This is a genomic window from Williamsia sp. SKLECPSW1 (assembly GCF_054332755.1).
Map to the genome: position 1 here is coordinate 2,723,490 of NZ_JBTGLI010000001.1, position 25,445 is coordinate 2,748,934.

Here is a 25,445-nt window from a genome sequence, read left to right on the forward strand (position 1 = left end):
TCGACGAAGGCGGTGTGATCGCGGTGATGGGTCGTTTGACGGACAAGATCGCGGTGGTGACCGGCGCCACCGGCGGCATCGGTGTGGAGATCGTGCGCCGACTGGCCGACGAAGGAGCCGTCGTGGTCGTGACGGACGTCCCCGGCGCGCCGCTGGAATCGGTGCGCGACGGACTCGCCGACCCGAGCGCCCACATGGTGGCAGAGCTCGACATCACCAACGAGAGCGACTGGCGACGGGTCACCGCCGATGTGGTGGAACGGTTCTCCGGTCTCGACATCCTCGTCAACAACGGGGCCATCGGCAGCCTCGGCACGGTGGTCGACGAGGATCTCGACACCTACCAGCGGGTGATCGACGTCAGCCAGACCGGTACCTGGTTGGGGATGAAGCATGCCGGAGCGGTGATCGAGGAGACCGGAGGCGGCGCCGTCGTCAACCTGTGCTCGATCCTCGGCACGGTCGGCGGGTTGGGCAACAGCGTCGCCTACGCTGCGGCGAAGGGGGCGGTGCGGACGATGACGAAGAACGCTGCGCTGTACTGGGCGCAGCGTGGGGTACGGGTCAACTCCGTTCACCCCGGGTTCATCGGCACCGAACAACTCCTGCAGCGCTACGACGGGACCGAGCGGCACGCGGCGATGGTCGCGAACACACCCATGGGACGACTGGGCACCGCATCGGATGTCGCAGCGGCGGTGGCGTTCCTGGCAGGCGACGACGCCCAGTACGTCACCGGTACCGAGCTGTACGTGGACGGCGGGTGGACCTGCGCGTGACGTGCTGGGACCACGTCACGCGCGTCGCGCCGGTGACGGGCGACGCGCGACGCTGATCAGGGCTTCGCGACCAGGCGGACAACGGCTTCCGAGACCGTGCCGATCAACTCGTCGAGTGAGATGGGGCCGCCGGGCCGGTACCACCGCCACACGCTGACGACGACACCCAACACCAGTCGGGCCTGCAGGACCGGGTCTGCTGCGACGAAGTCGCCGGACTTCACACCGCGCTCGATCAGTGACGCCCAGTGTCGCTCGATCTCGGAGACCAGTTCCCGCGAGCGGGTCCGCTCGTCCTCTTCTCGTTCGGACTGCCGGCGCTCACTGAGGATGTCCATGTGGCTCTGCAGGATCCGGCGCTGGGACACGTCGATCGCCTCGCCGCTCAACGACGCGGAGACGGCCGCGCGCAAGGCGTCGCGGGGGTCGGAGATGCCGGCGATGCCGTCCTGGAAACGCTGCACCGAGTCGGTCAACTCGAGCCGCATGATGGTGAGAAGGCAGTGGGCTTTGGACTCGAAGTAGTGGTAGAGCGCGGTCTGTCCGATCCCGACCTCACTGGCGACCGACGCCCACTTCGTGTGCTCGTAACCCACCCTGGCGAACTGCTCGATGGCGACGGTGAGGATCAGCGCACGTTTCGACCGTGGCCCGTCTTCACGTACCTCGGTAGCGACCGGCACCACGCCCCCTCTCTGATCGTCGGCTCAGTATAGGAGCAATGAGTTGAATTCGGGTCAGATGCCCGAAGCCGCGGACGCGAGCGCCAACCCGGCGATACGCCGGCGATGCTCTGTGCCGCTCCCGAACAAGGTCTCGTTCGTCAGTGCGCGGCGGTAGTAGCTGTGCGCGGGATGCTCCCAGGTGAACCCGATGCCTCCGTGGAGTTGGATGGCCTCGGTCGCGACGCGGATCGCTGCGTCGCAGGCGACCGATCCCGCCACCGCAGCGGCGAGATCGAGTCGCTCACCGGGGGTGTCGGTGGTGGCGCCGCTGTCCTGAGAGAGGTGATCGAGGAGTGCTGCTGCGTACCACGCCGCCGAGCGCGCGCTCTCGACGTCGAGGAACATGTCGACGAGTCGGTGTTTGACGGCCTGGAACGATGCGATCTCCCTGCCGAACTGGCGGCGGGATCGCGTGTACTGCAGCGTCATCGCGAGAAGACGATCGGCCAGGCCGACGTTCTCGGCGGCGAGCGCGATGATCGCGCGCGTGCGCAACCGGTGGATCGTCTCGGCCGCGTCGTCGGGGCCTGCCAGCACCACCGCCTCGGCCGATCGGCACCGCAGCTCGGACTGGGGTCGCGTCGGGTCGATGGAGGTGAGGGGCCTCAGTTCCGCAGAGGCACCGACCGGGACGGCGAACAGTGCTCTGCTCGATCCGGCCTGTGCGGTCGTGATGACGACGTCGGCGTCGGGCGCGTCGACGACGTTCGCGAGCCCGTCGACGACCCATCCGTCGGTGGTCTGCTCGGCGGTGAGGTGGTCACCCGAGATCGTCAACGAGGTCGTGGTGATGACCCTCCGCCCGGCCAGGGCGTCGTCCCGCAGATCTGCCGCGGCGGTCGAGGTGGGCGCGATCAGCGCGGGGACCCCGATCGCCGCCGACACCAGGACCGGTTCCGGACGCAGTGCTCGGCCGCATTCCTCGACGACGGTGCACAGGTATGTCAGTCCGTGGCCCAGACCGCCGGAGGTCTCGGGGACGCTCATGCTCGTCACCGCGATCGAGTCGCTCAGCTCTCGCCAGAGATCTGCGGAGTACCGCTGACCACTGTCGATCATCTGACGTGTGGCGCTGACATCGCCCGCGGAGCCGACGAGATCGCGGACCGCGTCCCGAAGGTCGCCGTGCTCGTCGGCGGGCAGTACGTCGACCGTGTTGTCCGTCGCCCAGATCATCTGCATCCGTTCTATATGAATTCAGTTCAGTTATTGAGTAGACCATTCGCGCTGGTCGAGGTCAACGTCCGACCGCTGTCGCCGGCGCCTCGGGTCGGTGGGGCAGGCCTGCATAAAGTCTGCGTTATGTAGGCTGGCCGGATGGGCGACACCTCGGAGTCGAGTGCGGCGGACCGCCCCGCGACGATGACGTTCGGGCCGATGCTGGCCGATCGCCGTCGCTGGACGACCGACCGGTGTTCGATCGCGGCGGTTCTCGACGTGCTGAACACGCGGGCGGCGTTCCTGGTGATCCGCGAGTGTTTTTACGGCACCACCCGTTTCGACGACTTCGTCGACCGCGTCGGCATGTCGGCGCCGGCGGTCTCGCGTGCACTGAAGCGACTCGAGGAGGCCGGTGTCCTCACCGGAACGCCGTATCGCGAACCCGGAGCGCGCACGAGGACCGAGTACGTCCTGACGCCCGCCGGTGAAGATCTCCTACCGCTGGTCATCGCACTGGCCCAGTGGGGTGACACGCACCTGCGTGACGGCGAGGGGCCGCTGGCCTTCGTCGACGTCACGTCGGGTCGCGCGGTGCGGGCGGTCGTGACCACCGACGCCGCCGCCGCGCTCGCGGCCGATGCGATCGTCGTCGAACCCGGACCGGGCGCGCGTCGCTGACCTGCGCTGTCTGTCCCGTCACATCGCCTGAGTAACGCTTGCGTTGGTCAGCAGGGAGGCGTAGGCCTGTCTGGGTAACGTCAACATCATCCAGACCGGGTCTGGGTGATTCGGGAAGAAGGACGCCATGGCCACCGCCGTCATCGTCGACGCAGTCCGTACTCCGATCGGGAAGGGCAAGGCGACCGGCGCCCTGCACGATGTCCATCCCGTGGATCTCCTCGCGCACAGCCTGCGCGCCGTCGTGGAGCGGACCGGGATCGATCCCGCCGAGATCGACGACGTCATCACCGGTGTCGTCACCCAGGGCGGTGAGCAGAGTCTGAACATCGCGCGTCGCGGACTGCTGGCCGCGGGCTATCCGGAGTCGGTGCCGGGGGTGAGCGTCGACCGGCAGTGTGGCAGCGGCCAGCAGGCCATCGCTTTCGCCGCGCAGGCGGTCGCCTCGGGTGCTGCCGATGTCGTCGTCGCGGCGGGGGTCGAGTCGATGTCGCGGGTCCCGATGGGGTCGGCCACGTTCGGCGCTGCAGATCTGAACGGCGTCGCCTTCGACGCGCGCTACCCCGATGGGCTTGTGGGCCAGGGAATCTCGGCCGAGCTCATCGCCGCCCGATACGACATCTCGCGCACGTCCATCGACGAGTTCTCGTTGCGGTCGCACGAGTTGGCCGCGACCGCGTCGAAGAACGGCTTGTTCGACGCGGAGCTGGCACCGCTGGCCGGTCTCACCGCCGACGAGGGAATCCGCACCGGCAGCACGCTCGAGCAGCTGGCGGGATTGCGGCCCGCCTATGTCGACGAGGCGATCGCCCGCCGGTTCCCGGAGATCGACTGGCGGATCACGGCAGCCGGGGCGAGTCAGATCAGCGACGGCTCGGCCGCGCTTCTCGTGACGAGCGAGGAGGCCGCCGCGCGTCTCGGGCTGCGGCCGCGCGCTCGGATCCACACCGCGTCGGTGGCCGGTGACGACCCGCTGATGATGCTCACCGCGATCATGCCGGCGACGCGCAAGGTGCTCGCGCGCAGCGGTCTGTCGCTGTCGGACATCGACGTGTTCGAGGTGAACGAGGCGTTCGCCCCGGTTGTCCTGGCGTGGCAGCGGGAACTGGGTGTCGACCTCGACAAGGTGAACGTGCACGGTGGTGCCATCGCGCTGGGTCACCCGTTGGGTGCGAGCGGGGCGCGTCTGGCGACGACGGGTCTCGCCGCCCTCGAGCAGCGGGGCGGGCGCTACCTCCTCCAGACGATGTGTGAGGCGGGCGGATTGGCGAACGCGACGATCTACGAGCGGATCGGCTGACGCGTCTGCGTCATCGGGTGCCGAGGAGGTCGGCGACGACGTGCGCCGCCTCTCGGCCGGCGCGGTTGGCGCCGATCGTCGATGCCGACGGACCGTAGCCGAGCAGTTGGACGCGCGGTTCGTCGGCGACGACGGTCGCCAGCCGACCGGTCATGGTGATCCCGCCGCCGGGTGCCCGCAGCTTGAGTGGCGCCAGATGGTCGAGACTGCTGCGGAATCCGGTGTTCCAGAAGATGGTGTCGAGGGCCAGGTCGGGATGTGACCCGTCGCGCCAGCGAACGCCGTCGGGGGTGATCTCGTCGAACAGGGGGATCCAGTCGAGGATGCCGTCGGCTTGTGCGGCGGCGATCGCGGGGGTTCGCCGGAGTCCGGTCACGGAGACGACGGATGTCGGCGGGAGTCCTGCCCGTACCCGGCGTTCGACGCGTGCGACGGCTTCGCGGCCTTGCTCGGGGGTGAACGGCGCATCGGAGAACTCGGGTCGTCGGCGGCTGCACCAGTAGGTGGTCACACCGTCGGCGGTGCGGGAGATCTCGATGAGGAGTTGGACCGCCGATATGCCGGCTCCCACGATCAGGACGCGTTCACCGTCGAAGTCGTGGGGGTCGGCGTAGTCGTGGGTGTGGAGTTGCCGTCCGGTGAACGTGTCGATGCCGGGGATGTGGGGGATGAACGGCCGGTCCCAGGTGCCGGTGGCGTTGACGATGGTGCGGGTGCGGAGGGTGCAGGGTCCGTCGGCCGAGACCGCGGCGATGGTGAAGTGGTCGGGGCCGTCGCGGCGGACGGCACGGACGTGGACGGGCCGTCGGATCGGCAGGTCGAATCGTCGCTCATAGCGGCCGTAGTAGTCGGCGACGGCGGTCGACGCGGGCCAGGCGTCGCAGTCGACGCCGAGTGCGTCGGTGAGACCCCAGCCGGGGAGGTCGTGGACTCGGTTCGCGCCGGCGAGTGTCAGCGTCGGCCATCGGAACTGCCAGGCACCGCCGGAGGCGGGGGCGTGGTCGAGGATGACGAATCGGTCGGCGAGGTCGAACCGTTGCAGGAAGTACCCCGCGGACAGTCCGGCTTGCCCTCCGCCGATGACGACGCAGTCGATGTCGTCGATGGCCATGTCGCGAACTCTACGCACGGTGGGGAACGAACCACCGGAGGTCCGGTCCCGGGATGCGTTCGTGCAGTGCGAGTGTGAGGGCACGTTCCACCGGGGACTCGGTGTCCGGTGGTGGTGCGTGGTCGTCGAGGATCTGGTCGGGCCGGTGGAGGTGATTGGTGCGGGGTGGGTCGGTGGTGCCGTTGGCGACCCACCCGAACCTGCCACGATCAGGGCCGGTGGTGATCTTCTCTGTCTGCCAGCCACCGGGCCGGTCGTGCACGGCCCGATTGTGCGGCCCGCACGCCGGCGCGAGATCGGTGGAATCGGTGTTCCCGCCTGTAGCCCAGTCCTGGTGGGCGTGGTGCATCTCGGTGTGGGTGAACGGTGCCGGACAACCCGGCATGGAGCAGCCCCCGTATTGGGCGAACAACAGGAACCGCTGTACTTCTGAAGCCAGCCGGCGGGTGCGTCCGTAGAACAGTGGTTCCCCGGTCACGTCGTCGAAGACGGCCAGATGCATCTGCGCCCGCGCGGCGAGGGTGAGGATGTCTGTCATGGGGAGGTCGGTGCCGGTGGCGGTGTGCCCGACCCCCGCCCGCTCCCGCAACTGGGATTCGGTGATGGAGATGATGATGTGCGGCGGCAACCCCCGATGCGACACCCCGTACACCCCGCCATCAGCCGCCGCCCGCAGCAACGCCTGTAGGGCGTCGTGATTGCGCTGGGCTTGGCTACGGCTATCGCGTTCGGCCGCCGCCGCGAGCGCCTCGGTGTCAACAGCGTTGTCGTCGCAGCCGCCGCGGGGTGAGTGGTCGTCGTCGGGATTGTTCATCCCCGGCTTCGCCCACTTCGACAGCATCACCTCGAACAGAGCCCGCGTGGTGGGGTCGAGTTTCCCACCCAGCCGCGACATCAAGTCACTGCCCTGCACACCCAACGACAGGGATCGTTGTCGGGCGCGGTCGCGGTCGGATGGTTCGGCACCATCAGGATCCAGATGCGACAACAACCGGGCCCCGGCGCGGTGAATCTCTTTCGGGCTGAAGTTCCGGGCGATGTCGGCGAGTTGTTCCTCGGCCTTCTCCCGCACCTCCGGGGAGGTGGCGGCCGGGACCTTGTCCATCACCGACAACACCGCATCCACATGCTCATGCGACAGGTCACCGTCGGCCATCGCCGCCGCGGTCTCCGGACACCGCGGTGGCAGTGCCTCCCCGGTCATGGCGTGCATCTGCGACAGGGCGAGGACCTGCTTCAACCGGCGTTTCGGGTTCGCCACGCGAAGCCGGTCACCCACGAACTGCGTCAGGGTCGCGCACTGCACCGCACCGAACGCATCCCGATCCGACACATCGAGAATCCGTTGCAGACCTATCGAACCCATCCGACGAACCGCGCGTTCATGGGCGATCGCGAGCTCGGCGACCTCGGTCTCCGAACACGCCTCCGAGGTCGCATCAGCGATCTCATCCAGAAGAACATGCAGCGCGGCATATTTCGCGACCAGCGTTGTCTAGACGGTGTCGTCCACGATGCACCTCCCCCGGGATGTAGCGACCACCCCAAGATAGAACACCTGTACGACATTCGCAAGTGTGTTCGAATTTTCGCGCTGTCGGGTCTCGAGTCAGTTGGTCGCCGAGATGGCAGTCCGGCACGCGGCCACGAAGTCGGCGGGGCGATCGGCCGAGACGGTCAGTTGCCGTACGCGGTTGCCGCGGATGGTGGTCTCGTCTCTCAGGGTCAGAGAGACGGTGCCGTCGCCGTGGCACAGCATGTCGTTTCCGCTCGCGTCGATGCGTAGTCCCGATCGACCGGTGTTCGTCGCGACTGCTGTTCGAACGCCGGAGATCGCAGCCACCGGCACTGGGTACTCGTCGAAGATGCTGTCCCGCAGTGTGATCGCAGATCGCCCGACGTGATGCGGCATGGTGCGCAGCGAGGCCGCGATGCCGACGATCCAGGCCAGTGCGTACAGGTGAAGGGCGGCGAGGAGCCACAGCCACCACCCGTGCCCGAACATCATGGCGACGACGAACTCGACGACCGCACCTTCGATGACCAACACACCGATCACCATCAACAGCAGCGGACGAAGCTCTCTGCCGTAGGCGAATTCGCCGTCGGAAAGACGTCGTCCGCGCAGCCTGCGGGCGAACGCCCGCCACGCCCGGGACTCGATCATGACCACTCGGGCGACGCGATGCGGCAGCACCGATCGCAGCGCTGCCTCGGCAGCGTCACGTCGACTCGTCGTCATCGCGGACCTCGCAGACGTCTCCGGGAGTCTCGTTCTCCATGCTAACTGGTTCCGCCACCGTCGAGGGCCGGCGCCCGCATCCCGGTCGAATGTCCATACCCTGGCGAGGCGACGATCGAGCAGAACACGAGAGCGGGCCGGGACACGCATGACGAGCGACGACCTACACGTCAATCCGCGGAGGCTGCGGCCGAGGAGCGTGCCATCCGGCGACGCGGCGGTGGCGGTGGAGTTGACCCGCGGTGGGGTCCCTGTTCCGGAGCGTGACTTCTTCATCGAGGAGTTCCGCGGCACGACGATCGTGGTCTCGCTTCCTGTGGTGACCGAGTCGGCACTCATGGCGGTGGAGCGGACGATCGAGGAGTTCTCGAGAGGTGACACGCGGCTCGTCCTCGTCGTTCCGGCCGACTGCGTCGCGATGACGGTCGCCACCTGTGGAGGCCTGGCGCTGGAGGATCTGACGCCGTGGGACGACGAGAGGGTCGCCGATCTGTGGCTCGCGATCGCCGACTCGCACACCGTGGTGGTCGGGGCCGCCCCGTCGGCCGTCGCGCGAACGGCGGGTGCCGTATCCGCCGGTGTCCGTGCGACGAAGATGGTGCTCACGGACCCGGGTGGCGGCTGGGGTACCCCGCCGCGAAGCTACGCAGACATCGACGCACATGGCGGGGCCCTCGCGTCGCACCTCTCCGGACGAGGCCTGCACGACGGCGCTTCCGCCGCGCAGCAGGCGCTGACGGGCGGCGCGTACAGCGTGAACCTGTGTCGGGCCGAGGACCTCGAGTTCGAACTCTTCACCTTCGACGGTCGCGGAACGGTCCTCACCCAGGGGCGCTACCTCCACCTGGACCCGCTGCGGGTCGACGATTTCGCCGCGATCGAAGCGTTGGTCGAGCAGGGTGTCCGGGAGGGCGTCCTGAAGCGGCGCAGCAGGAGTGAGATCGCCGCGATGGCTGTCGGAGGGATCGGCGCGCGAGTCCTGCGGACAGGGCATCTCGCGGGCATCGTCGGACTCGAGTCGGAGCGGTACACGGGGACGGGTTTCGCCGAGGTGTCGGGACTGATCACCGTCGCCGCGTTCTCCGGCCTCGGCGCCGGCGGCCTGCTCATCGACGGTCTGTCCGACATCTGCCGCACGCGGGGTGTCTCGAACCTCTTCGCCGTGACCGTCAGTGCCCAGGCCGCGGACTTCTTCGCCCGGCGGGGGTTCCGGGAGGTCGGCCACGACGACATACCGGCGGCGAAGTGGCACGACTACGACGTCGAGCGTCGTCACGCCGCCCGGTGCTTCCTGCGATCCGTCTGACGGACGCTCCGGGCCGTAGCGGTCGACGTGGTCGCGGTTACGCTGCCACCATGATCGGGAGCACGTCGGACGGTGCCGTCACGACCATCGAGTTGCAGCGACCGGACAAGCGCAACGCGCTCGACCACGCGATGGTCGCCGACCTCGGAGCGGCGTTCGACGACGCCGTGTCCGCCGGCGCACGGGCGATCGTGCTCACCGGTGCGGGCGAGGTATTCTGTGCGGGAGCCGATCTCTCGGGCCCCGTCTACGATCCCGAGTTCCTCGCGTCGCTCGTCGGCACGCTGACCCGTCTGGAGTCGGTGGAGGTACCGGTGATCGCCGCGCTGAACGGCAGTGCGCTCGGCGCAGGACTGCAGCTCGCGATGATCGCCGACCTCCGCGTGATGGCACCCGGGGCGATCTGTGGGATACCCGCGGCGAAGATCGGTGTGGCGGTGGACGAGTGGACAATCCGCCGCCTCATCTCCCTGGTCGGCGCGGGCACCGCTCGCGGCATGCTCATCGGTTGCGACCCCCTCACCGCAGATCAGGCGCTGGCAACGGGTTTCGCGAACCGACTCGGCGACCTCGCGTCGGCACAGGAGTGGGCTGCGACGATCGCCGAGCTCGCCCCGCTCACGCTGGCGCACTACAAGGCGGTGTTCACCGGTGACGGTGCCCGTGACGAGGCGCCGGCCGAAAGGCAGACCGCGATGATGCGCGCCTGGCAGAGCGAGGACCTCGCCGAGGGGCGTGCGGCGCGCGCGGAGAAGCGCGCCCCCCGGTTCACCGGACGCTGAGCCGACTCACCTGCGTCGCTTCCCCGACGATCCCGGTCGGAAGACCAGCTGCTTCACCTCGGACGGCGGTGCGGCCAGCCCGGGTCCGCCTTCGTGTAGCCATTCGCTGACGGCGGTGATCGCCGAGCTGGTGAGAACCTGCTGCAGCCACACAGGTCGACCGCCCTTGGACCGACCGGCGCGCGAGGGTGACACCACCAGCACGTTCGACCGCGCGCAGTCGTCGAGGCAATCGCTCGTCCGGACGAGCGCGATGTCCTGCACCGATGCGCGCAGGGCGTCGAGGTGCGCGTCGTGGTCGACGTCGGGGTGCTTGCGCGTGGTGCCGCAGCAGCAACCGCGGCAGACGGTCACCGTCGGCCTCGTGGTCCCGGATCCCGTGCCCACCGGCGTCATCTCCGTAGCTCGAAGCCGGCATCGTGCGCGGCGTGTCGTGGTCGTCTCGAGCGTAGGTCACCCGACAAAAGCCCCAATACGCCACCCTGAACTGATACGCACGGCTAAGAGCTGGGAGTTTTCCTGCCGGAAACATGTGAGCCGCCTGAGTGATACACACCGGCCCTAGTTTCGCGCTATTGCCCAGAGCGGGCGAGATCCCCACTGCGCGAACAGGAGCGTCGATGACGGACACCGTGGCGGAACCGCCGAACACAACCACCCTGGCATCAGGCCCAGCGGCCGCGGCCACCCGCGAGACCCTGGAGGACTACACCCTCCGGTTCGCACCCCGCAGCTACCGCAAGTGGGGTCCGGGCGTCGTCGCGATCTCCGCGCTGGGTGGCATCGCCTACCTCGCGGACTTCGCGATCGGCGCGAACATCGGCATCGCCAACGGCACCGGGAACGCCCTGTGGGGCATCCTGTTCTTCGCGATCGTCGTGGTGCTCACCGGCTACCCGCTCGCGTACTACGCGGCGCGCTACAACATCGACCTCGATCTGATCACGCGCGGAAGCGGATTCGGCTACTACGGCTCCGTGGTCACCAACGTGATCTTCGCGTCGTTCACCTTCATCTTCTTCGCGCTCGAGGGCTCGATCATGGCGCAGGGCCTCAAACTCGGCCTGCACATCCCACTCTGGCTGGGCTACCTGTTGTCGTCGGTGCTGATCATCCCGCTGGTCATCTACGGGATGAACACCCTGGCGAAACTGCAGGTGTGGACCACCCCGCTGTGGCTGGTGATGATGGTGCTGCCGTTCCTGTACCTGCTGATCACGCACCCCAGCGCCATCGGCGACTTCCTCGCCTACAGCGGTGGTACCGACGCCAAGGGCGGACAGGGTGTCTCGTTCGCCGGGACCATGCTCGCCGCCGGTGTGTGTCTGTCGCTGATCGCCCAGATCGCCGAGCAGATCGACTACCTGCGTTTCATGCCGCCGCGGACCGCGGAGAACAGCCGCAAGTGGTGGACCGCCGTCATCACCGCCGGCCCGGGCTGGGTCTTCTTCGGTGCCATCAAGCAGGTCGTCGGCCTCTTCCTGGCCGTCTACCTGATCCTCAACTTCACCGCGCAGGCCGGCGTCGCCAACCAGCCGGTCGAGCAGTTCCTCGCCATCTACGAGGACTTCATGCCGCACTGGCTCGCGCTGACCCTGGCCGTGATCCTCGTCGTGATCAGCCAGATCAAGATCAACGTGACGAACGCCTACTCCGGGTCGCTCGCGTGGACGAACAGCTTCACCCGCGTCACCAAGACCTACCCGGGGCGCATCGTGTTCCTGGTGTTCAACGTCGCCATCGCGATCGTGCTGATGGAAGCGGACATGTTCAGCTTCCTCAACAACCTGCTGAACTTCTACGCCAACTGCGGCATCGCGTGGATCGTGGCCGTCGCCTCCGACATCACGATCAACAAGTTCCTGCTGAAGATCTCGCCCAAGCAGCCGGAGTTCCGTCGCGGGATGCTCTACAACGTCAACCCCGTCGGGTTCGTGTCGGTGATCGTGGCGGCCGGGGCGTCGATCCTGGTGTACTTCCACGTCTTCGGTGACGCGATCCAGCCGTACTCGCCGATCGTGGCGCTCGTCCTGGCGCTGGTGCTGCCGCCGATCATCGCCCTGGCGACCCAGGGCAAGTACTACCTGCGGCGCACCGACGACGGAATCGACATCCCCATGCTCGACGCCGACGGCAACCCGACCGACGTCAAGCTGATGTGCTGCGTGACCGGCGTCGAGTTCGAGCGCCCGGACATGATCGCGTCGGCGAAACCCGGTCCGGACGGCAAGACGCAGTACATCTCGTCGCTGGCCCTCTCGTGCGACAAGACAGGGGAGCACGTTCTGCCCGCCCAGAAGTGACGGAGCGGCGATGATGGGGGTGTGACACGACGCAGCGCCTCCGAGGTGATCGACGTCCTCGCCGACGACGGCACCTGGGAGAGCTGGGACACCCCCGTCATCGTCGACACCGCCGACGACTCCTACGCCGACGACCTCCGTCGGGCGCGGGAGAAGTCGGGTGTGGACGAGTCGGTGCTGACCGGCTGCCTCCACGTCCGCGGACGGCGGGTCGCCGTGGTGGTCAGCGAGTTCGGGTTCCTCGCCGGATCGATCGGCCGGGATGCCGGAGCGCGGATCACCGCCGCGATCCGACGGGCGACCCGCGAAGACCTGGCCGTCGTGGCACTTCCTGCGTCCGGCGGCACCCGGATGCAGGAAGGAACCGCAGCGTTCCTGCAGATGGTGTCGATCACGGCGGCCGTGGTCGACCACAAGGCCGCCCACCTACCGTTTCTCGTCCACCTCCGGCACCCGACGACGGGCGGCGTGTTCGCGTCGTGGGCCTCCCTCGGACACATCACCCTCGCCGAACCCGGTGCGCTCGTGGGCTTCCTGGGGCCACGCGTCTACGAGGGCCTGTACGGCGAGCCGTTTCCCGACGGTGTGCAGCGAGCCGAGAACCTCCGCGCCCACGGGATCGTCGACATCGTGTGCGCGGTCGACGATCTCGCGGTGATCGTCGACGCGGCGCTCCGCATCGTCGGCGCACCCGACGGAATCGACGCACCCCAGCGGACGCCGTCGACGTACGACGACACCGCCGATGCGTGGGACGCGGTCGTCGCGTCACGACGCGGTGACCGTCCCGGTGCGCGAGAGGTGTTGTCGCGCATCGCCTCCGACGTCGTCGACCTCAGCGGCACCGGGGAGGGTGAGTTCGACCACGGGGTGATCCTCGCCCTCGCCCGCATCGGCGGCACAGGGGTGGTGGTCGTCGCCCAGGACCGTCGACTGCAGCGCCCGGGTTCGCGCCTCGGACCGGCTGCGTTGCGTGTCGCGCGACGCGGCATGCAGGTCGCGGCAGACCTGCGACTGCCCCTGGTCACGATCATCGACACCCCCGGTGCGGACCTGTCGGTGGAGGCGGAGGAGGGCGGCCTCGCCGGTGAGATCGCGCGCTGCCTCGCCGATCTCGTCGCACTCCCGGTGCCGACGGTGTCCGTGCTGCTCGGCGAGGGCGCAGGGGGAGGGGCGCTCGCGTTGCTGCCCGCGGACCGTGTGGTCGCGGCGTCCGGCGCCTGGCTCGCGCCCCTGCCACCCGAGGGCGCGAGCCTGATCGTCTTCCGGGACACCGATCATGCGGACGTGATGGCGCGACGCCAGGGGATCGGCGCACCGGCGTTGGCCGCCGACGGGTTCGTCGACACCGTGGTCGACGAGGCCGATCCGGCGCGGGACCCCGAGGGATTCGCCCGCGCCATCGGCGACGCGATCGTGGTCGCCGTCGCCGATGCCCTGACGGTCCCGACGGCCGATCGGGTCACGACCCGCGGAGCGCGCTTCGCCGGCTGACCCCCACCCTCCCCTCAACCCGTCGAGTGGGCGTTACCGGACGTCGGTTGGGCGCTTACGGACGTCGGTTGGGCGCGCGACGGCACGGATCGTCCGGATCCGCCCACTCGACGTCTGGTAACGCCCACTCGACGTCTGGAAGCGCCCACTCGACGGGTCGGGGGGATGGCTCAGGGCCAGAAGACGGTGCCGCCCGAGAAGTCCTGCGCGAAGCGGTTGCCGACGCGGTATTCGTCGCTGACCGGCATCCCGTAATACCCGCGGGACCCGCCCATCTGCGCCCACCGCCCGAGGATCTTCCCCCAGACCGCGTGCGCACCGCCCGCCGAGGACCAGTAGACGTTGCCGCCCTGGAAGTCCTGTCGCTTGCCGCGGCCGGGGACGTCCTGCTCGTCGGTGGTCGGGTAACCGAGGGCCTTGCGTTCGAAGCCGAGGGCTCCCCACTTGTTCCGGATCGCCCCACCCACGAAGTGCGCGTTCCCGTTGTCGACGCGGGCGTTCCAGTAGAACGAGACGTTCTTCTCGAACACCTGGAAACGCCCGTTGTTCAGCGCCACCCGCTCGCCGGTGATCGGGTTGCCCCACTTGTCCACGCCGCCGGTGGCGTCGAACGCCTCCTCGATCTTCCCGCCGACGGTGAACTCCCCGTAGACGGTGTCGGCGGAGGCGATCGTCGGGGCGACGGAGCAGAGGGTCGCGGCCGTGACCCCGGCGAGGACGACACCGGAGCGACGTGCGCGAAGAGTGGATCGGGCCATGTGCATGTCGACCATGGTCACATCCCCGCCCGATCCGTGCGCCACGACCTCGACGATCACCCGGCCCGGTCGTGTGCGTGGCGAAGAATCATGAGGCGATCGTCGGGGCGCGTTGGTAGCCTCGCCGGGTGCACCAGCCCTCCCTCACCGCCCCAGGGGACCGGCTGTGCTGATCCGTCTGCTGCGCACCTATCTCTCGCCGTATCGCCGTGAGCTGTCCGCGGTCGTCGTGGTCCAGGTCATCGCGACCATCGCGATGCTGTATCTCCCGACGCTCAACGCCGACATCATCGACAACGGCATCGCCCGCGGTGACACCGGCTACATCCTCCGCACCGGTGGGTGGATGCTGCTGTTCTCCGTCGTCCAGGTCGTCGGCAGCATCGCCTCCAGTTGGTTCGGCGCCCGCGCCTCGCTGGGCGCCGGTCGCGACATGCGTCGCGACCTGATGCGCCGGGTCGGGTCGTTCTCCGCCCGCGAGGTGGGCACGTTCGGGGCGCCGTCGCTGATCACCCGGACCACCAACGACGTCCAGCAGGTGCAGTTGCTCGGCGTGATGGCCGCGACGATCCTGGTGACGGCGCCCATCATGTGCATCGGCGGCATCGTGATGGGCATCCGCGTCGGGTCCTCGCTGGCATGGGTCCTCGTCGTCGCGGTGCCGCTGCTCGGCGGGGCGATGTCGCTGATCATCGCGAAGATGATCCCGCAGTTCCGCGCGATGCAGACCCGCATCGACGTGGTGAACCGCGTTCTGCGCGAGCAGATCACCGGCATCCGTGTGGTGCGGGCCTTCGTCCGCGAGGACCACGAGCGCAGCCGTTTCGCCGACGCCAACGACGACCTCACCGCCGCGTCGCTGCGGGTGGGTCGGTTGGTCGCGCTGATGTTCCCGACGGTCCTGCTGGTCACCAACCTGACGATGGTCGCGATCGTCTGGGTTGGTGGCTACCGCATCTCGGCCGGCGCGGTCGAGATCGGTGCACTCACGGCGATGATCAGCTACGTCATGCAGATCCTGATGGCGGTGATGATGGCGTCGTTCCTGGCCATGATGGCGCCGCGCGCATCGGTCTGCGCCGAACGCATCACCGAGGTGCTCGCCACCGACAGCTCCGTGGTGCCGTCGACGACGCCGACCGGTTTCGCCGGTGAGCCCGGACTGGTCGAGTTCCGTGATGCGCAGTTCCGGCATCCCGGCGCCGACGCACCCGTCCTGTGTGACCTGACGTTGACCGCGCGTCCGGGCACCACCACCGCCATCGTCGGGTCGACCGGGGCGGGCAAGACGACGCTGCTCTCCCTCGTCCCCCGACTGATCGACGTCACCGCGGGTGCCGTGCTCGTCGGCGGCACCGACGTCCGTGATCTCGACCTGGAGGAACTCCGCGCGGCGATCGGAGTGGTGCCGCAGAAGCCGTACCTGTTCTCGGGGACCATCGCCTCCAACATCCGCTACGGCAAGGCCGACGCCACCGACGACGAGATCTGGGAGGCGTTGCGGATCGCGCAGGCCGAGGACTTCGTCCGCGCGATGCCCGAGGGCCTCGAGACGGCTGTGTCCCAGGGCGGCACCACGGTGTCCGGTGGGCAACGTCAGCGGCTGGCCATCGCGCGGGCGGTGATCCGGCACCCGTCGGTCCTGCTCTTCGACGACTCGTTCTCCGCGCTCGACCTCGCGACCGACGCGCGGGTCCGTGCGGCACTCCGGCCGGTCACCCGTGAGGCGTGCATCATCGTCGTCGCCCAACGGGTCTCGACGATCGTCGACGCCGATCAGATCGTCGTGCTCGAGTACGGCCGCACCGTCGGCATCGGCACACACGACGAGCTGCTGGCGTCCTGCCCGACGTACGCCGAGATCGTCTACTCCCAGCTCACCGCGCAGGGCGCCCGATGACCCGCCCCGGGGGCGCGATGGCCGGCGGGATGCCGGGGGAGAAGGCGCGGTCGTTCCGACCGTCGGTGCGGCGCGTTCTCGGTCGGCTCGCCCGTCGCCGGATGTCACTGGTCGTCGTGGTCGCGTGCACGGTCGGCTCGGTGGTCCTCACCGCGATCTCGCCGCGCATCCTGGGCCATGCCACCGACATCATCTTCGCCGGGATCATCGGTGCGCAGCTGCCGTCGGGGATCACCAAGGCGCAGGCGGTGGCCGGGCTGCGGGAACGGGGTGAGGGCACATTCGCCGACCTGGTGTCCTCCACCGATCTGACGCCCGGCGTCGGGGTGGACTTCACCGCGCTCGGCCGGACGCTGACGCTGGTGCTCGCGCTGTACGTGGTGTCGTCGATCCTCGCCTGGGCGATGGGCCTGCTGCTCAACATCACCGTCCAGGAGACGGTGCGCGAGCTGCGCGCCGAGGTCGAGGACAAGATCCACCGGCTGCCGCTGCGCTACTTCGACACGACACCCCGCGGGGAGCTGCTGTCGCGGGTCACCAACGACATCGACAACCTCGCGCAGTCGATGCAGCAGACCATCACGCAGCTGCTCAACTCGGTGCTGACCGTCATCGCCGTGTTGATCGTCATGATCGTCATCTCGCCGCTGCTGTCGCTCATCGCGGTCGCGACGGTGCCGCTCGCGGTGCTGGCCACGGCCCTCGTCGCGAAGCGGTCGAAGCCGCACTTCCTCGCCCAGTGGAAGAACACCGGCCGGCTCAACGCGCAGGTGGAGGAGGCGTTCACCGGGCACGAGGTCATCGCCCTGTTCGGCCGCCGGCAGGAGGTGCAGGACCGCTTCGACGAGCGCAACGAGGTCCTCTACTCGGCGAGCTGGCGAGCCCAGTTCATCTCCGGGATCATCATGCCGACGATCATGTTCCTCGGGAACCTGAACTACGTGGCCATCGCCGTGGTCGGTGGCCTGCGGGTCGCGTCGGGGTCGCTGAGCCTGGGCGAGGTGCAGGCGTTCGTGCAGTACTCGCGGCAGTTCACCCAGCCGCTCACCCAGATCGGGTCGATGTTCAACCTGATGCAGAGCGGTGTGGCCTCCGCCGAGCGCATCTTCGACATCCTCGACGAGGAGGTCGAGACCCCCGACCCGCTCCCGGCCGCGACACCGCCCGCCGACGGACGCGGTGCCGTCGCCTTCCGCGACGTCGACTTCCGCTACCGCGACGACCAACCGCTCATCACGCAGCTGTCGTTGGCGGCGCAGCCCGGGAACATGGTCGCGATCGTCGGGCCGACCGGTGCCGGCAAGACCACCGTGGTGAACCTGCTGATGCGCTTCTACGACATCGATGCCGGCGCCATCGAGCTCGACGGCGTCGAGACGCGGTCGATGACACGGGCCGACCTGCGCTCCCGGACGGGGATGGTGCTGCAGGACTCGTGGCTGTTCGGCGGCACCATCTGGGACAACATCGCCTACGGCGATCCGTCGGCCGACCGGGAGGCAGTGGAGGAGGCCGCCCGCGCCGGCCACGTCGACCGGCTGGTGGCGACGCTGCCCGACGGCTACGACACGGTCATCGACGAGGAGGGCGGCGGCGTCAGCGCGGGCGAGAAGCAGCTCATCACCATCGCCCGCGCGTTCCTCGCCCGTCCGCGACTGCTCATTCTCGACGAGGCCACCAGCTCCGTCGACACCCGCACGGAACTGCTCATCCAGAAGGCGATGGTCGCGTTGCGCGCCGATCGCACGAGCTTCGTCATCGCGCATCGCCTCTCGACGGTCCGCGACGCCGACCTCATCCTGGTGATGGAATCCGGGAGCATCGTCGAACAGGGGACCCACGACGAACTGCTCGCGGCGCAGGGCGCCTACCACCGGCTCTACACCAGCCAGTTCACCGGACCCGTCGACGAGGTCGACGATGTCGACACCGTCACCGCCGGCCGCTGACCGCGAGGCCGTCGGTCAGATCCGTGTGGACCCGGGGAGCCCGGCGATCACCGACACCACGGCCTGCACCGGTGCGTGTCGACCGTCGTCGACGGTCACGGTGAACGTGTCGTCGTCCACGAGCGGCGCGGCGGGGACGTAGACGTACATGCCGTTCTCCGCGACCTCGACGGTCCCGTGACTCGGAGCGGCGGCGAGTGTGAACCGGCAGGGGGTGGTGTCGTCGGCGACGACGGCGCCGCGCAGCGGACCACCCACCGCGGTGACACCCGCTGCGGTGGTCACGTACCCGCGACCGTCGGCACCGACCGCGACGTGACGCGCGAACTCCCCGGTCACCGCAGCCGAGGTCACCGCACCGGTGGTCGTGTCGACGACGCGGACGCAGTCGTCGAAGCCGCCGGCGACCAGCAGCCAGCGGCCGTCGGGTGTGGCGGCGACCCCGGTGTGGAAGCTCTCGAAGGGTGTCGTCGCTGTCACCGCCATCGTCGCGAGGTCCACGGTCATCAGCGAGCGTGTGCCGTCCTCGACGAAGTGCACGCGCGCACCGTCGGCCGAGACGGCGACGTCGAACACGAACCCGTCGGCGCGGAATGTGTTCTCCACATGTCCGCGGTCGAGTGGTGACCGCACGAGGTGCAGCCGGGCGTCGGTCGTGGACTCGTCGACGACGACCGCATGGCGGGCGTCGGCGGTGAGCACCAGCGAGCGCGGTCGGCCACACCCGGCCACGCGGGACAGCACGTCGTGCGTGGCCACGTCGACGGCGACGATGTCGCCGGAATCGGTTGCGACGACGACTGCGCGTCCCGGGGCCACGGCGACCGCACGCGGCCGCGGCACGCCGATCGCGTCGACGACCTCGAGTGATGCGGTGTCGACCACCTCGACCAGGTTGAGGTCGGGCAGAGCCACGTAGAGGCGCCCGGTCGCGGGGTCGAGCGCGAGTCCGGAGGGACGGCCGATGAGCGTGACGGTGCCCGCCACGGTCATGGAGTCGGTGTCGACGGCCACGACGGTCGAGGCGGTCGCGCTGACGGTGTAGAGCCGTCCGCCGTCGGCGGAGAGGGCGAGGCCGCAGGGGTGGTCGTCGACCTCGACGGTCGTCGAGCCCATCGCGTTGGCGGTGTAGGTGACCGGCCAGGAGCTTCCCTGGGCGGTGACGACCGGCGAGATCGCGACCGCCGACCGGCGGCCGCGGTGGTCGGAGACGGCGGCCCGGAACACGTCGCCGACGGGACGGCCCGCGCTCGCCCGCAGGCGTTCGGCGGTGCGCGGGAGGTAGGTGAAGGTCCCGTCGGCGGACACCGTCACGGTCCCGCGGTGTGGGGACGAGGTGACGGTGAGCGTGTCGTGGGACGGCGAACCGGTGGTGATGCGGCCGTGGACGCCGCCGTTCGTGGCGGCCCGGCGGGCGACCGGGACGGCGTCGTGCTGGCGGCGGAGTGCACCCCACCGGGTTCGCGGTGTCGTCGGGGCGGTGGGCGCCGACGCCACGATCGACGCGCTGAGCTGCGCATATGCCGGGGTCGACACGATGCGGGCGGGGTGACGGTCACCGAGGGTGACCACCTCGTCGTGCATGGGGATCGCCTTCCGGCTCGTCGTGTCGTCAGCTCAGCGGACCGCGTCGGTCATCTGTCAGAGGACATGACACCACACGTTCGCCCGGTATTCGCCTCCCGGTCGTCGACTCGGTGAACACTCCTAAATCCTTGAGCCGGTGAACAATTCGCGTGCGTAATAGGTTCGACATGCAACCAACTCGAACTTTGCCGTGGTGAACTACTGGACAGGCCTTCTAGGCTTCTCGGATGCCCGCCGTCATCGCGACGATCAACCTGAAAGGCGGGGTCGGGAAGACGACCGTGACCGCCGGCCTCGGTGAGTTCCTCGCGGGTGAGTTCGGCCGCCGTGTGCTGCTCGTCGACCTCGACAGCCAGATGAACCTGACGGCGATGATGATCGGTCCGCAGCGGTGGTTGGACCTCAACGGGCGCGGCGCCACCCTGGCCAGGTTGTTCGCGGACCTCCTCGACGACACCCACACCTTCCGGCTGGCCGACACCCTGCAGCGCGACGTGTCGTGCGTCGACGGAGTCGACGGCGTGGATCTGGTCCCGTCGTCGCTCGACCTCATCGAGCTCGGCGAGGAGCTCAGTGCCCTGCGAGTCGGACGCGACGACACCCTCGCGGCCGTCGGCGTCCTCGGTGCCGCCCTCGCACCCGTCCTCGACGACTACGACGTCGTCCTGCTCGACTGCCCGCCGTCGATGGGGCCGCTCACCCTCAACGGCCTCGCGATGGCGCACGGGTACCTCGTCCCGACGATCCCCGACGTGTTGTCCACCTACGGGATCGGGCAGGTACAGACGCAGATCGCCCGGTTCGCCGACGAACTGGGCCGCCCGATCGTCGAGCTCGGAGTGGTGATCAGCAAGTACCGCGGCAACGCCGCGATCCACAAGGAGACCGTGATGCGGTTGCGACGCGACCCGTCGATCGCGCACGTGTTGCCCGGGTACCTGGGGGAGTCCAACGCGATCGCCGCCGCCGCCCGATTCGACCGGTATCCGTCTCTGCGTGCGCGATACGGCGCCCGCGGGCAGTTCGAGCAGTTCCGCGAACTCGCGCGCACGGTCCTCGTCGAGGCCGAGCACAAGCTGCCGGTGACCGCGCCGCCCACCTGACATCTCGCGCGTGAGGCAGTCCGATGATTTCGGCCCCCTGCACCGACGGCGCCTTGTATCTTCGCGATCACGAGCCGGTTCGTCAGCATCGCGTATCTGGCCATCCACCGGCGGTGTGGGCGTGGAGAACATCGCGCCCCGACACCGTGACGGCTGACTCGCGCTCCCACTTCACCAGTCCGGCAATCGATCCGACCGCCCGTCGAGGCCTGTCGGTGGCCGAAGGAGGATCTGACATGACGGCCGACGCCGCACACCCGACCGCCGCCCGCCTCGCGCGCGTGACCAACAACCCCGTCGTGGGCTTCGCCCCGTGGATCGCATTCTGGATCATCGCCTCGGGCCCCAGCACCTGGCTGCACGGGGCGGTCGCGGCGCTCGTCATCGCGCTCATCCTGCTGATCCCCGACGTCACCCGGCGCTCGCCGAAGATCCTCGACATCGGCACCATCGTCTTCTTCGTCGCGCTGGTGATCGCGGGAATCACGATGAACGCGCACGACGGTGACTGGCTCGACCGGTACTCCAACCCCATCTCCACGGGCGTCCTCGCCGTGATCGCGCTCGGATCGCTGGCCTTCGTCCCGTTCACCGAGCAGTACGCCCGCCAGGACACCCCGCGGGAGGTCTGGAACACCCCGGTCTTCAAGAAGATCAACCGCGTCCTGACCCTCATGTGGGGCGTGGTCTTCGTCATCAGCGCGATCTGCGGTCTCATCGCCATCTGGGCCCCGTCGACGAGCGACTGGACCTCCTGGGTCATCCCGATCGTCCTGCTGGTCGCGGCCATCAAGTTCACCGGCAGCTACCCCGACAGGGTCACGGCCGGCCTGCCCGACCGCGCTGCCGCGTGACAGCGGGAGCCGGCGTGCCGTCCCGCCCGGCGCCCGTCGACCTCGCCCGGCATACGCACCTCCGCGGTGTCTACGCGCCGCAGCGGTCCGAGATCGACGTGACCGGCCTCCCTGTGACCGGCGAGATCCCATCGAGTCTGCGGGGTGGCTACCTCCGCAACGGTCCGAACCCCCGGTTCGACCCGATCGGCAGCTACCTCTATCCGCTGGACGGCGACGCGATGGTGCACCGTGTCGAGATCGCCGACGGCGGCGCCCGGTACACGAACCGGTTCGTCCGCACCCCGATGGTGCTGGCCGAGGAGGCGGCCGGGCACGCGATCTGGTCCGGCATCACCGACGGGTACACGCCCCCGGAGTCGGAGGTCGGGTCCGAGCTCGCGGGCACGATGCGACATCTGCCCGACATCAACATCGTCCGCCACGGCGGACGACTCCTCGCGATGGCCGAGTCGGATCAGCCCTACCGTCTCGACCCGGCGGACCTGGCGACGCTGGGCCGCGACTCCTGCGACGGTGCGATGGCCGTCGGCAGCACCGCTCACCCCAAGGTGGATCCCGTCACGGGGGAGATGGTGCTGTTCACCTACGCCCTCGAGGCCCCGTTCCTCACCTGGTCGGCGGTCGCACCCGACGGCCGGACGACCCGTGCGCCCACGCCGATCGACGGACTCGACAGGCCCGTGATGATCCACGACATGGCGCTGACCAGCAGCCACATCGTCCTGTTCTGCTGCCCGCTCGTGTTCGACATCGCCGCCGTGATGACCGGGGGATCCCTGCTCGACTGGCGACCGGACGACGGGACCGCCATCGCGGTCATCCCGCGCGACGGCGGTCCGGTGCGGTGGTGCTCCGACGAGGCGTTCTGGGTGTGGCATGTCGCCAACGCCTTCGACGACCCGTCGGGCGACGTCGTCGTCGACTACGTCGAGTGGCGCTATCCCGGCGGTCTCGCCGCGGTGTCCACGCCGAACGCGGGTCGCCTCATGCGGGCTCGTGTCGACCCGGGGGGCCGCGTCGGGCGGACCGTCCTCGCCGACCGTCCCATGGAGTTCCCCCGCGTGGACGACCGGTCGCTCACCACGCCGCATCGGGTTGTCGCGACGGTCGGGTCGGGTCGTGGCTCGGCGCCGACGGACACGCTGTTCTTCCACGACGTGACGACCGGCGGGGAAGCGGAATGGGATCCCGGCCTGTCGATGGGGGAGCCGGTGTACATACCGGACGAGGGCGGCGACCTGTGGGGTGTGATCGCCACCGACCCAACCGATCTGACGTCGGCCTTCCATCTCCTGGCCGCTGCCGACCCGTCGGCGGGGCCGGTCGCCAGCATCGCACTGCCGCAACGGGTCCCGGCAGGTCTGCACGGCGCGTGGCTACCGACGACGGGAACTCCCACCGTACGAACGTGATACACCGATCGTGGCGATTTCGTCATCGAAAACCTCCGAGGCCGTGACCACGCCGTGCGACGATCGTCCGATGAACAGGCGCGCAGGGAGTGCGGCGTGGGAGTGACCGTCGCCATCACGGGGCCCACCGGGGAGATCGGGATCTCCGCCGTCACGGCACTCGAGGCAGATGACCGGGTGGACAGGATCATCGGGATGGCCCGTCGGCCGTTCGACCCGTCCGATCACGGCTGGACGAAGACCGAATACCGGCAGGGCGACATCCTCGACCGTGAGGCCGTCGACGGCCTGGTGCGCGACGCCGACGTCGTCGTGCACCTCGCGTTCATCGTGATCGGATCGCGGGACGAGGCCGCCCGGGTCAACCTCGCCGGGACCACCACGGTGTTCGAGGCGACGATCGCCGCCGAGCGTCCGACGCGCATCGTGTACACCTCGTCGGTCGCCGCGTACGGCTATCACGACGACAACCCGCTGCCGCTCACCGAGGACACGCCCATCCGGGGGTCGGCCGAGCACTACTACTCCGCACAGAAGGCCGACTGCGAACTCGCCATCGCCGGCCTCGTCGACGGCTCCGACCTCGACGTCTACACACTGCGGCCGTGCATCGTCGCCGGCCCCGAGTCGCCGGCGCTGGCCGAGTCGATGCCGTGGAACATGCTCCCGGGACCGGCGAAGGCCCTGCTCAACGCGGTGCCGGGTCTGCGGATGCCGTTCCCCGACCACGGTGTCCCGGTGCAGCTGGTGCACCACGACGACGTCGCGGCGGCCATCGCGACATGCGCTGTCGCCGACGCGCCGCCCGGCGCCTACAACATCGCCGGTGACGGCACGGTGAGCCTCGGGGAGATCGTCGAGGCGCTCGGCGGCCAGCCGGTCCCGTTCCCGGCGATCGGTGTGAAGGCCGCCGCCGAGGTGGTCAAGCGGATGCCGTTCCTGCCGTCGTTCGCGGAGTGGATCCACATCGGACGCACCTCGGTGGTCATGGACACCAGCCGTGCGCGGGATCAGCTGGGCTGGACGCCGCAGCACACCTCACGCGAGACCCTCGACGCGCTGGCGAAGTCCCGCACCTGACCCGTACCCCCGATGATGTGTAGTTCTCGCGATGCTGACCTGGGCGTTCGGTCGCGAGAACCACACATCATCGGTCACGGGGTGAGACGGAAGATCGGAAAGCGGCGCCCCTCCGCCGTCTTCTCGTAGTCTCTGAAGCCCGACGAGGCGCTGGTGAAGCGGTCCCATGTGGGTGCCCACTCGTCGCCCTCCACCTCGGTGACGGTCACCGACACCGTCTCGACGCCGTTCTCGCCCGGCTTCTCGACGTCGATCTGCGGGTGGGCGCGCAGGTTGTGTACCCACGCCGGATCCTTGGGTGAGCCCGCAGCGGACCCGACGACCAGCCAGGCGTCGCCGTCGGGCAGCGCGAACAGCGGGGCCTCGCGGACCTCGCCGGACTTCGCGCCGATGGTGTGCAGGATCAGCAGGTTGTCGCCGAAGCCGGCGGTCTCGACGTGCCCGCCGTTGGTGCGGAACTCCTCGATGATGGTGGCGTTGAAATCACTCATGCGGTGATCCTGCTCCAGGGCGTCCGTTCCCGGCGACTGTTCGGCTCGGAGTCGGTCGTCGTTCACCGGCTCGTCAGTTCATTCGTTCAGACGACTGATTCGCGATCACGAATCTTCGTACAGTTGTCCGCGGGGCCGCAGGGGGACGACACGGGAGTCACAGATGCCATACGGAGACACTCCGCCCGCCGACCTCCGCCTGCCGCAGACGCCGCCCACACACGACGGTCGGCGTCGTCGAGGTCTTCTCGCCCGGATCGCCGCGGTGTTCACCGCCCCGACGGTGCCGACGGGATCCGATCTGCTGACCGACGACGAGATGCTGGAGGAGTCCGCGGGCTGGTGGTGACCGTCTCGGCGTGAGCCGCGACGCGACGTCCGTCAGACTGACCCGCATGTCGCACAGCCCTTCCGCGCCGGCGCCCAC

At 69.0% G+C, this 25,445-nt stretch carries 23 protein-coding genes; 14 read left to right on the forward strand and 9 right to left on the reverse strand.

Features of this window, described 5'->3' with window-relative positions:
• The first annotated feature begins 26 nt into the window (after positions 1-26).
• Positions 27-779 carry an SDR family NAD(P)-dependent oxidoreductase gene (locus ACXVUM_RS12840; RefSeq protein WP_458522164.1) on the forward strand — a complete coding sequence of 251 codons (753 nt, stop codon included), beginning with the start codon at positions 27-29 and terminating at the stop codon, positions 777-779.
• Positions 780-835: 56 nt separating this feature from the next.
• Here the strand turns inward: ACXVUM_RS12840 and ACXVUM_RS12845 are convergent, their stop codons facing one another.
• Positions 836-1,462 (reverse strand): TetR/AcrR family transcriptional regulator, encoded by a 627-nt coding sequence (locus ACXVUM_RS12845; protein WP_458522870.1) that lies wholly within the window; start codon positions 1,460-1,462, stop codon positions 836-838.
• Positions 1,463-1,516: 54 nt separating this feature from the next.
• Positions 1,517-2,680, reverse strand: coding sequence for an acyl-CoA dehydrogenase family protein (locus ACXVUM_RS12850; protein ID WP_458522165.1), 1,164 nt, complete (start codon positions 2,678-2,680; stop codon positions 1,517-1,519).
• A gap of 186 nt (positions 2,681-2,866) precedes the next feature.
• Between ACXVUM_RS12850 and ACXVUM_RS12855 the strand changes: the two genes are divergently transcribed.
• Both ACXVUM_RS12855 and ACXVUM_RS12860 read left to right on the forward strand, forming a co-directional pair.
• Positions 2,867-3,343, forward strand: a complete 477-nt coding sequence (locus ACXVUM_RS12855) for a winged helix-turn-helix transcriptional regulator (RefSeq protein ID WP_458522871.1) — start codon at positions 2,867-2,869, stop codon at positions 3,341-3,343.
• A 127-nt stretch (positions 3,344-3,470) separates the two neighbouring features.
• Entirely contained in the window at positions 3,471-4,643 is a 1,173-nt protein-coding gene (locus ACXVUM_RS12860) for an acetyl-CoA C-acyltransferase (protein ID WP_458522166.1), read from the forward strand.
• Positions 4,644-4,653: 10 nt separating this feature from the next.
• On the opposite strand, the gene ACXVUM_RS12865 is transcribed toward ACXVUM_RS12860, so the two are convergent.
• The 3 genes from ACXVUM_RS12865 to ACXVUM_RS12875 all read right to left on the reverse strand — a co-directional run bounded on the left by ACXVUM_RS12865 (position 4,654) and on the right by ACXVUM_RS12875 (position 7,996).
• A complete protein-coding gene (locus ACXVUM_RS12865; protein WP_458522167.1) occupies positions 4,654-5,754 on the reverse strand; it encodes an NAD(P)-binding domain-containing protein in 1,101 nt (366 codons plus the stop codon).
• A 10-nt stretch (positions 5,755-5,764) separates the two neighbouring features.
• A complete protein-coding gene (locus ACXVUM_RS12870) occupies positions 5,765-7,243 on the reverse strand; it encodes a DUF222 domain-containing protein (protein ID WP_458522872.1) in 1,479 nt (492 codons plus the stop codon).
• A 120-nt stretch (positions 7,244-7,363) separates the two neighbouring features.
• The gene (locus tag ACXVUM_RS12875; RefSeq protein WP_458522168.1) at positions 7,364-7,996 is read right to left on the reverse strand and encodes a hypothetical protein; all 633 of its coding nucleotides are present in this window, start codon (positions 7,994-7,996) and stop codon (positions 7,364-7,366) included.
• 199 nt (positions 7,997-8,195) lie between these two features.
• Here ACXVUM_RS12875 and ACXVUM_RS12880 point away from each other — a divergent pair, with 199 nt between their 5' ends.
• Positions 8,196-9,302 (forward strand): GNAT family N-acetyltransferase, encoded by a 1,107-nt coding sequence (locus ACXVUM_RS12880; RefSeq protein ID WP_458522169.1) that lies wholly within the window; start codon positions 8,196-8,198, stop codon positions 9,300-9,302.
• 50 nt (positions 9,303-9,352) lie between these two features.
• The gene (locus ACXVUM_RS12885) at positions 9,353-10,084 is read left to right on the forward strand and encodes an enoyl-CoA hydratase (protein ID WP_458522170.1); all 732 of its coding nucleotides are present in this window, start codon (positions 9,353-9,355) and stop codon (positions 10,082-10,084) included.
• Between the two features lie 6 nt (positions 10,085-10,090).
• Here ACXVUM_RS12885 and ACXVUM_RS12890 read toward each other — a convergent pair whose 3' ends face one another.
• A complete protein-coding gene (locus ACXVUM_RS12890) occupies positions 10,091-10,480 on the reverse strand; it encodes a (2Fe-2S) ferredoxin domain-containing protein (protein WP_458522171.1) in 390 nt (129 codons plus the stop codon).
• 224 nt (positions 10,481-10,704) lie between these two features.
• Here ACXVUM_RS12890 and ACXVUM_RS12895 point away from each other — a divergent pair, with 224 nt between their 5' ends.
• A complete protein-coding gene (locus ACXVUM_RS12895; protein WP_458522172.1) occupies positions 10,705-12,387 on the forward strand; it encodes a purine-cytosine permease family protein in 1,683 nt (560 codons plus the stop codon).
• Between the two features lie 21 nt (positions 12,388-12,408).
• On the forward strand, positions 12,409-13,881 hold the full coding sequence (locus ACXVUM_RS12900) for a carboxyl transferase domain-containing protein (protein ID WP_458522173.1): 1,473 nt from the start codon (positions 12,409-12,411) through the stop codon (positions 13,879-13,881).
• A 170-nt stretch (positions 13,882-14,051) separates the two neighbouring features.
• Here ACXVUM_RS12900 and ACXVUM_RS12905 read toward each other — a convergent pair whose 3' ends face one another.
• Positions 14,052-14,654: an LGFP repeat-containing protein gene (locus tag ACXVUM_RS12905; protein WP_458522174.1), complete on the reverse strand. Its 603-nt coding sequence runs from the start codon at positions 14,652-14,654 to the stop codon at positions 14,052-14,054.
• Positions 14,655-14,805: 151 nt separating this feature from the next.
• On the opposite strand from ACXVUM_RS12905, the gene ACXVUM_RS12910 reads away from it, so the two are divergent.
• Both ACXVUM_RS12910 and ACXVUM_RS12915 read left to right on the forward strand, forming a co-directional pair.
• Positions 14,806-16,539: an ABC transporter ATP-binding protein gene (locus ACXVUM_RS12910; RefSeq protein ID WP_458522175.1), complete on the forward strand. Its 1,734-nt coding sequence runs from the start codon at positions 14,806-14,808 to the stop codon at positions 16,537-16,539.
• On the forward strand, positions 16,536-18,488 hold the full coding sequence (locus ACXVUM_RS12915; RefSeq protein ID WP_458522176.1) for an ABC transporter ATP-binding protein: 1,953 nt from the start codon (positions 16,536-16,538) through the stop codon (positions 18,486-18,488). Before ACXVUM_RS12910 ends, ACXVUM_RS12915 begins: the two co-directional genes overlap by 4 nt.
• A gap of 15 nt (positions 18,489-18,503) precedes the next feature.
• On the opposite strand, the gene ACXVUM_RS12920 is transcribed toward ACXVUM_RS12915, so the two are convergent.
• Positions 18,504-20,072 carry an Ig-like domain-containing protein gene (locus ACXVUM_RS12920; protein ID WP_458522177.1) on the reverse strand — a complete coding sequence of 523 codons (1,569 nt, stop codon included), beginning with the start codon at positions 20,070-20,072 and terminating at the stop codon, positions 18,504-18,506.
• A 230-nt stretch (positions 20,073-20,302) separates the two neighbouring features.
• On the opposite strand from ACXVUM_RS12920, the gene ACXVUM_RS12925 reads away from it, so the two are divergent.
• From ACXVUM_RS12925 to ACXVUM_RS12940, 4 genes are all read left to right on the forward strand, one after another.
• Entirely contained in the window at positions 20,303-21,178 is an 876-nt protein-coding gene (locus ACXVUM_RS12925; protein ID WP_458522178.1) for a ParA family protein, read from the forward strand.
• A gap of 236 nt (positions 21,179-21,414) precedes the next feature.
• Positions 21,415-22,032, forward strand: coding sequence for a hypothetical protein (locus ACXVUM_RS12930; protein ID WP_458522179.1), 618 nt, complete (start codon positions 21,415-21,417; stop codon positions 22,030-22,032).
• A gap of 14 nt (positions 22,033-22,046) precedes the next feature.
• The gene (locus ACXVUM_RS12935; protein WP_458522180.1) at positions 22,047-23,447 is read left to right on the forward strand and encodes a carotenoid oxygenase family protein; all 1,401 of its coding nucleotides are present in this window, start codon (positions 22,047-22,049) and stop codon (positions 23,445-23,447) included.
• Between the two features lie 96 nt (positions 23,448-23,543).
• The gene (locus ACXVUM_RS12940) at positions 23,544-24,527 is read left to right on the forward strand and encodes an NAD-dependent epimerase/dehydratase family protein (RefSeq protein WP_458522181.1); all 984 of its coding nucleotides are present in this window, start codon (positions 23,544-23,546) and stop codon (positions 24,525-24,527) included.
• A 74-nt stretch (positions 24,528-24,601) separates the two neighbouring features.
• Here ACXVUM_RS12940 and ACXVUM_RS12945 read toward each other — a convergent pair whose 3' ends face one another.
• Complete coding sequence (locus tag ACXVUM_RS12945; RefSeq protein ID WP_458522182.1) at positions 24,602-25,018, reverse strand: nitroreductase/quinone reductase family protein; 417 nt, start codon at positions 25,016-25,018, stop codon at positions 24,602-24,604.
• Between the two features lie 163 nt (positions 25,019-25,181).
• Between ACXVUM_RS12945 and ACXVUM_RS12950 the strand changes: the two genes are divergently transcribed.
• A complete protein-coding gene (locus ACXVUM_RS12950) occupies positions 25,182-25,367 on the forward strand; it encodes a hypothetical protein (RefSeq protein ID WP_458522183.1) in 186 nt (61 codons plus the stop codon).
• The last annotated feature ends 78 nt before the right edge of the window (positions 25,368-25,445 follow it).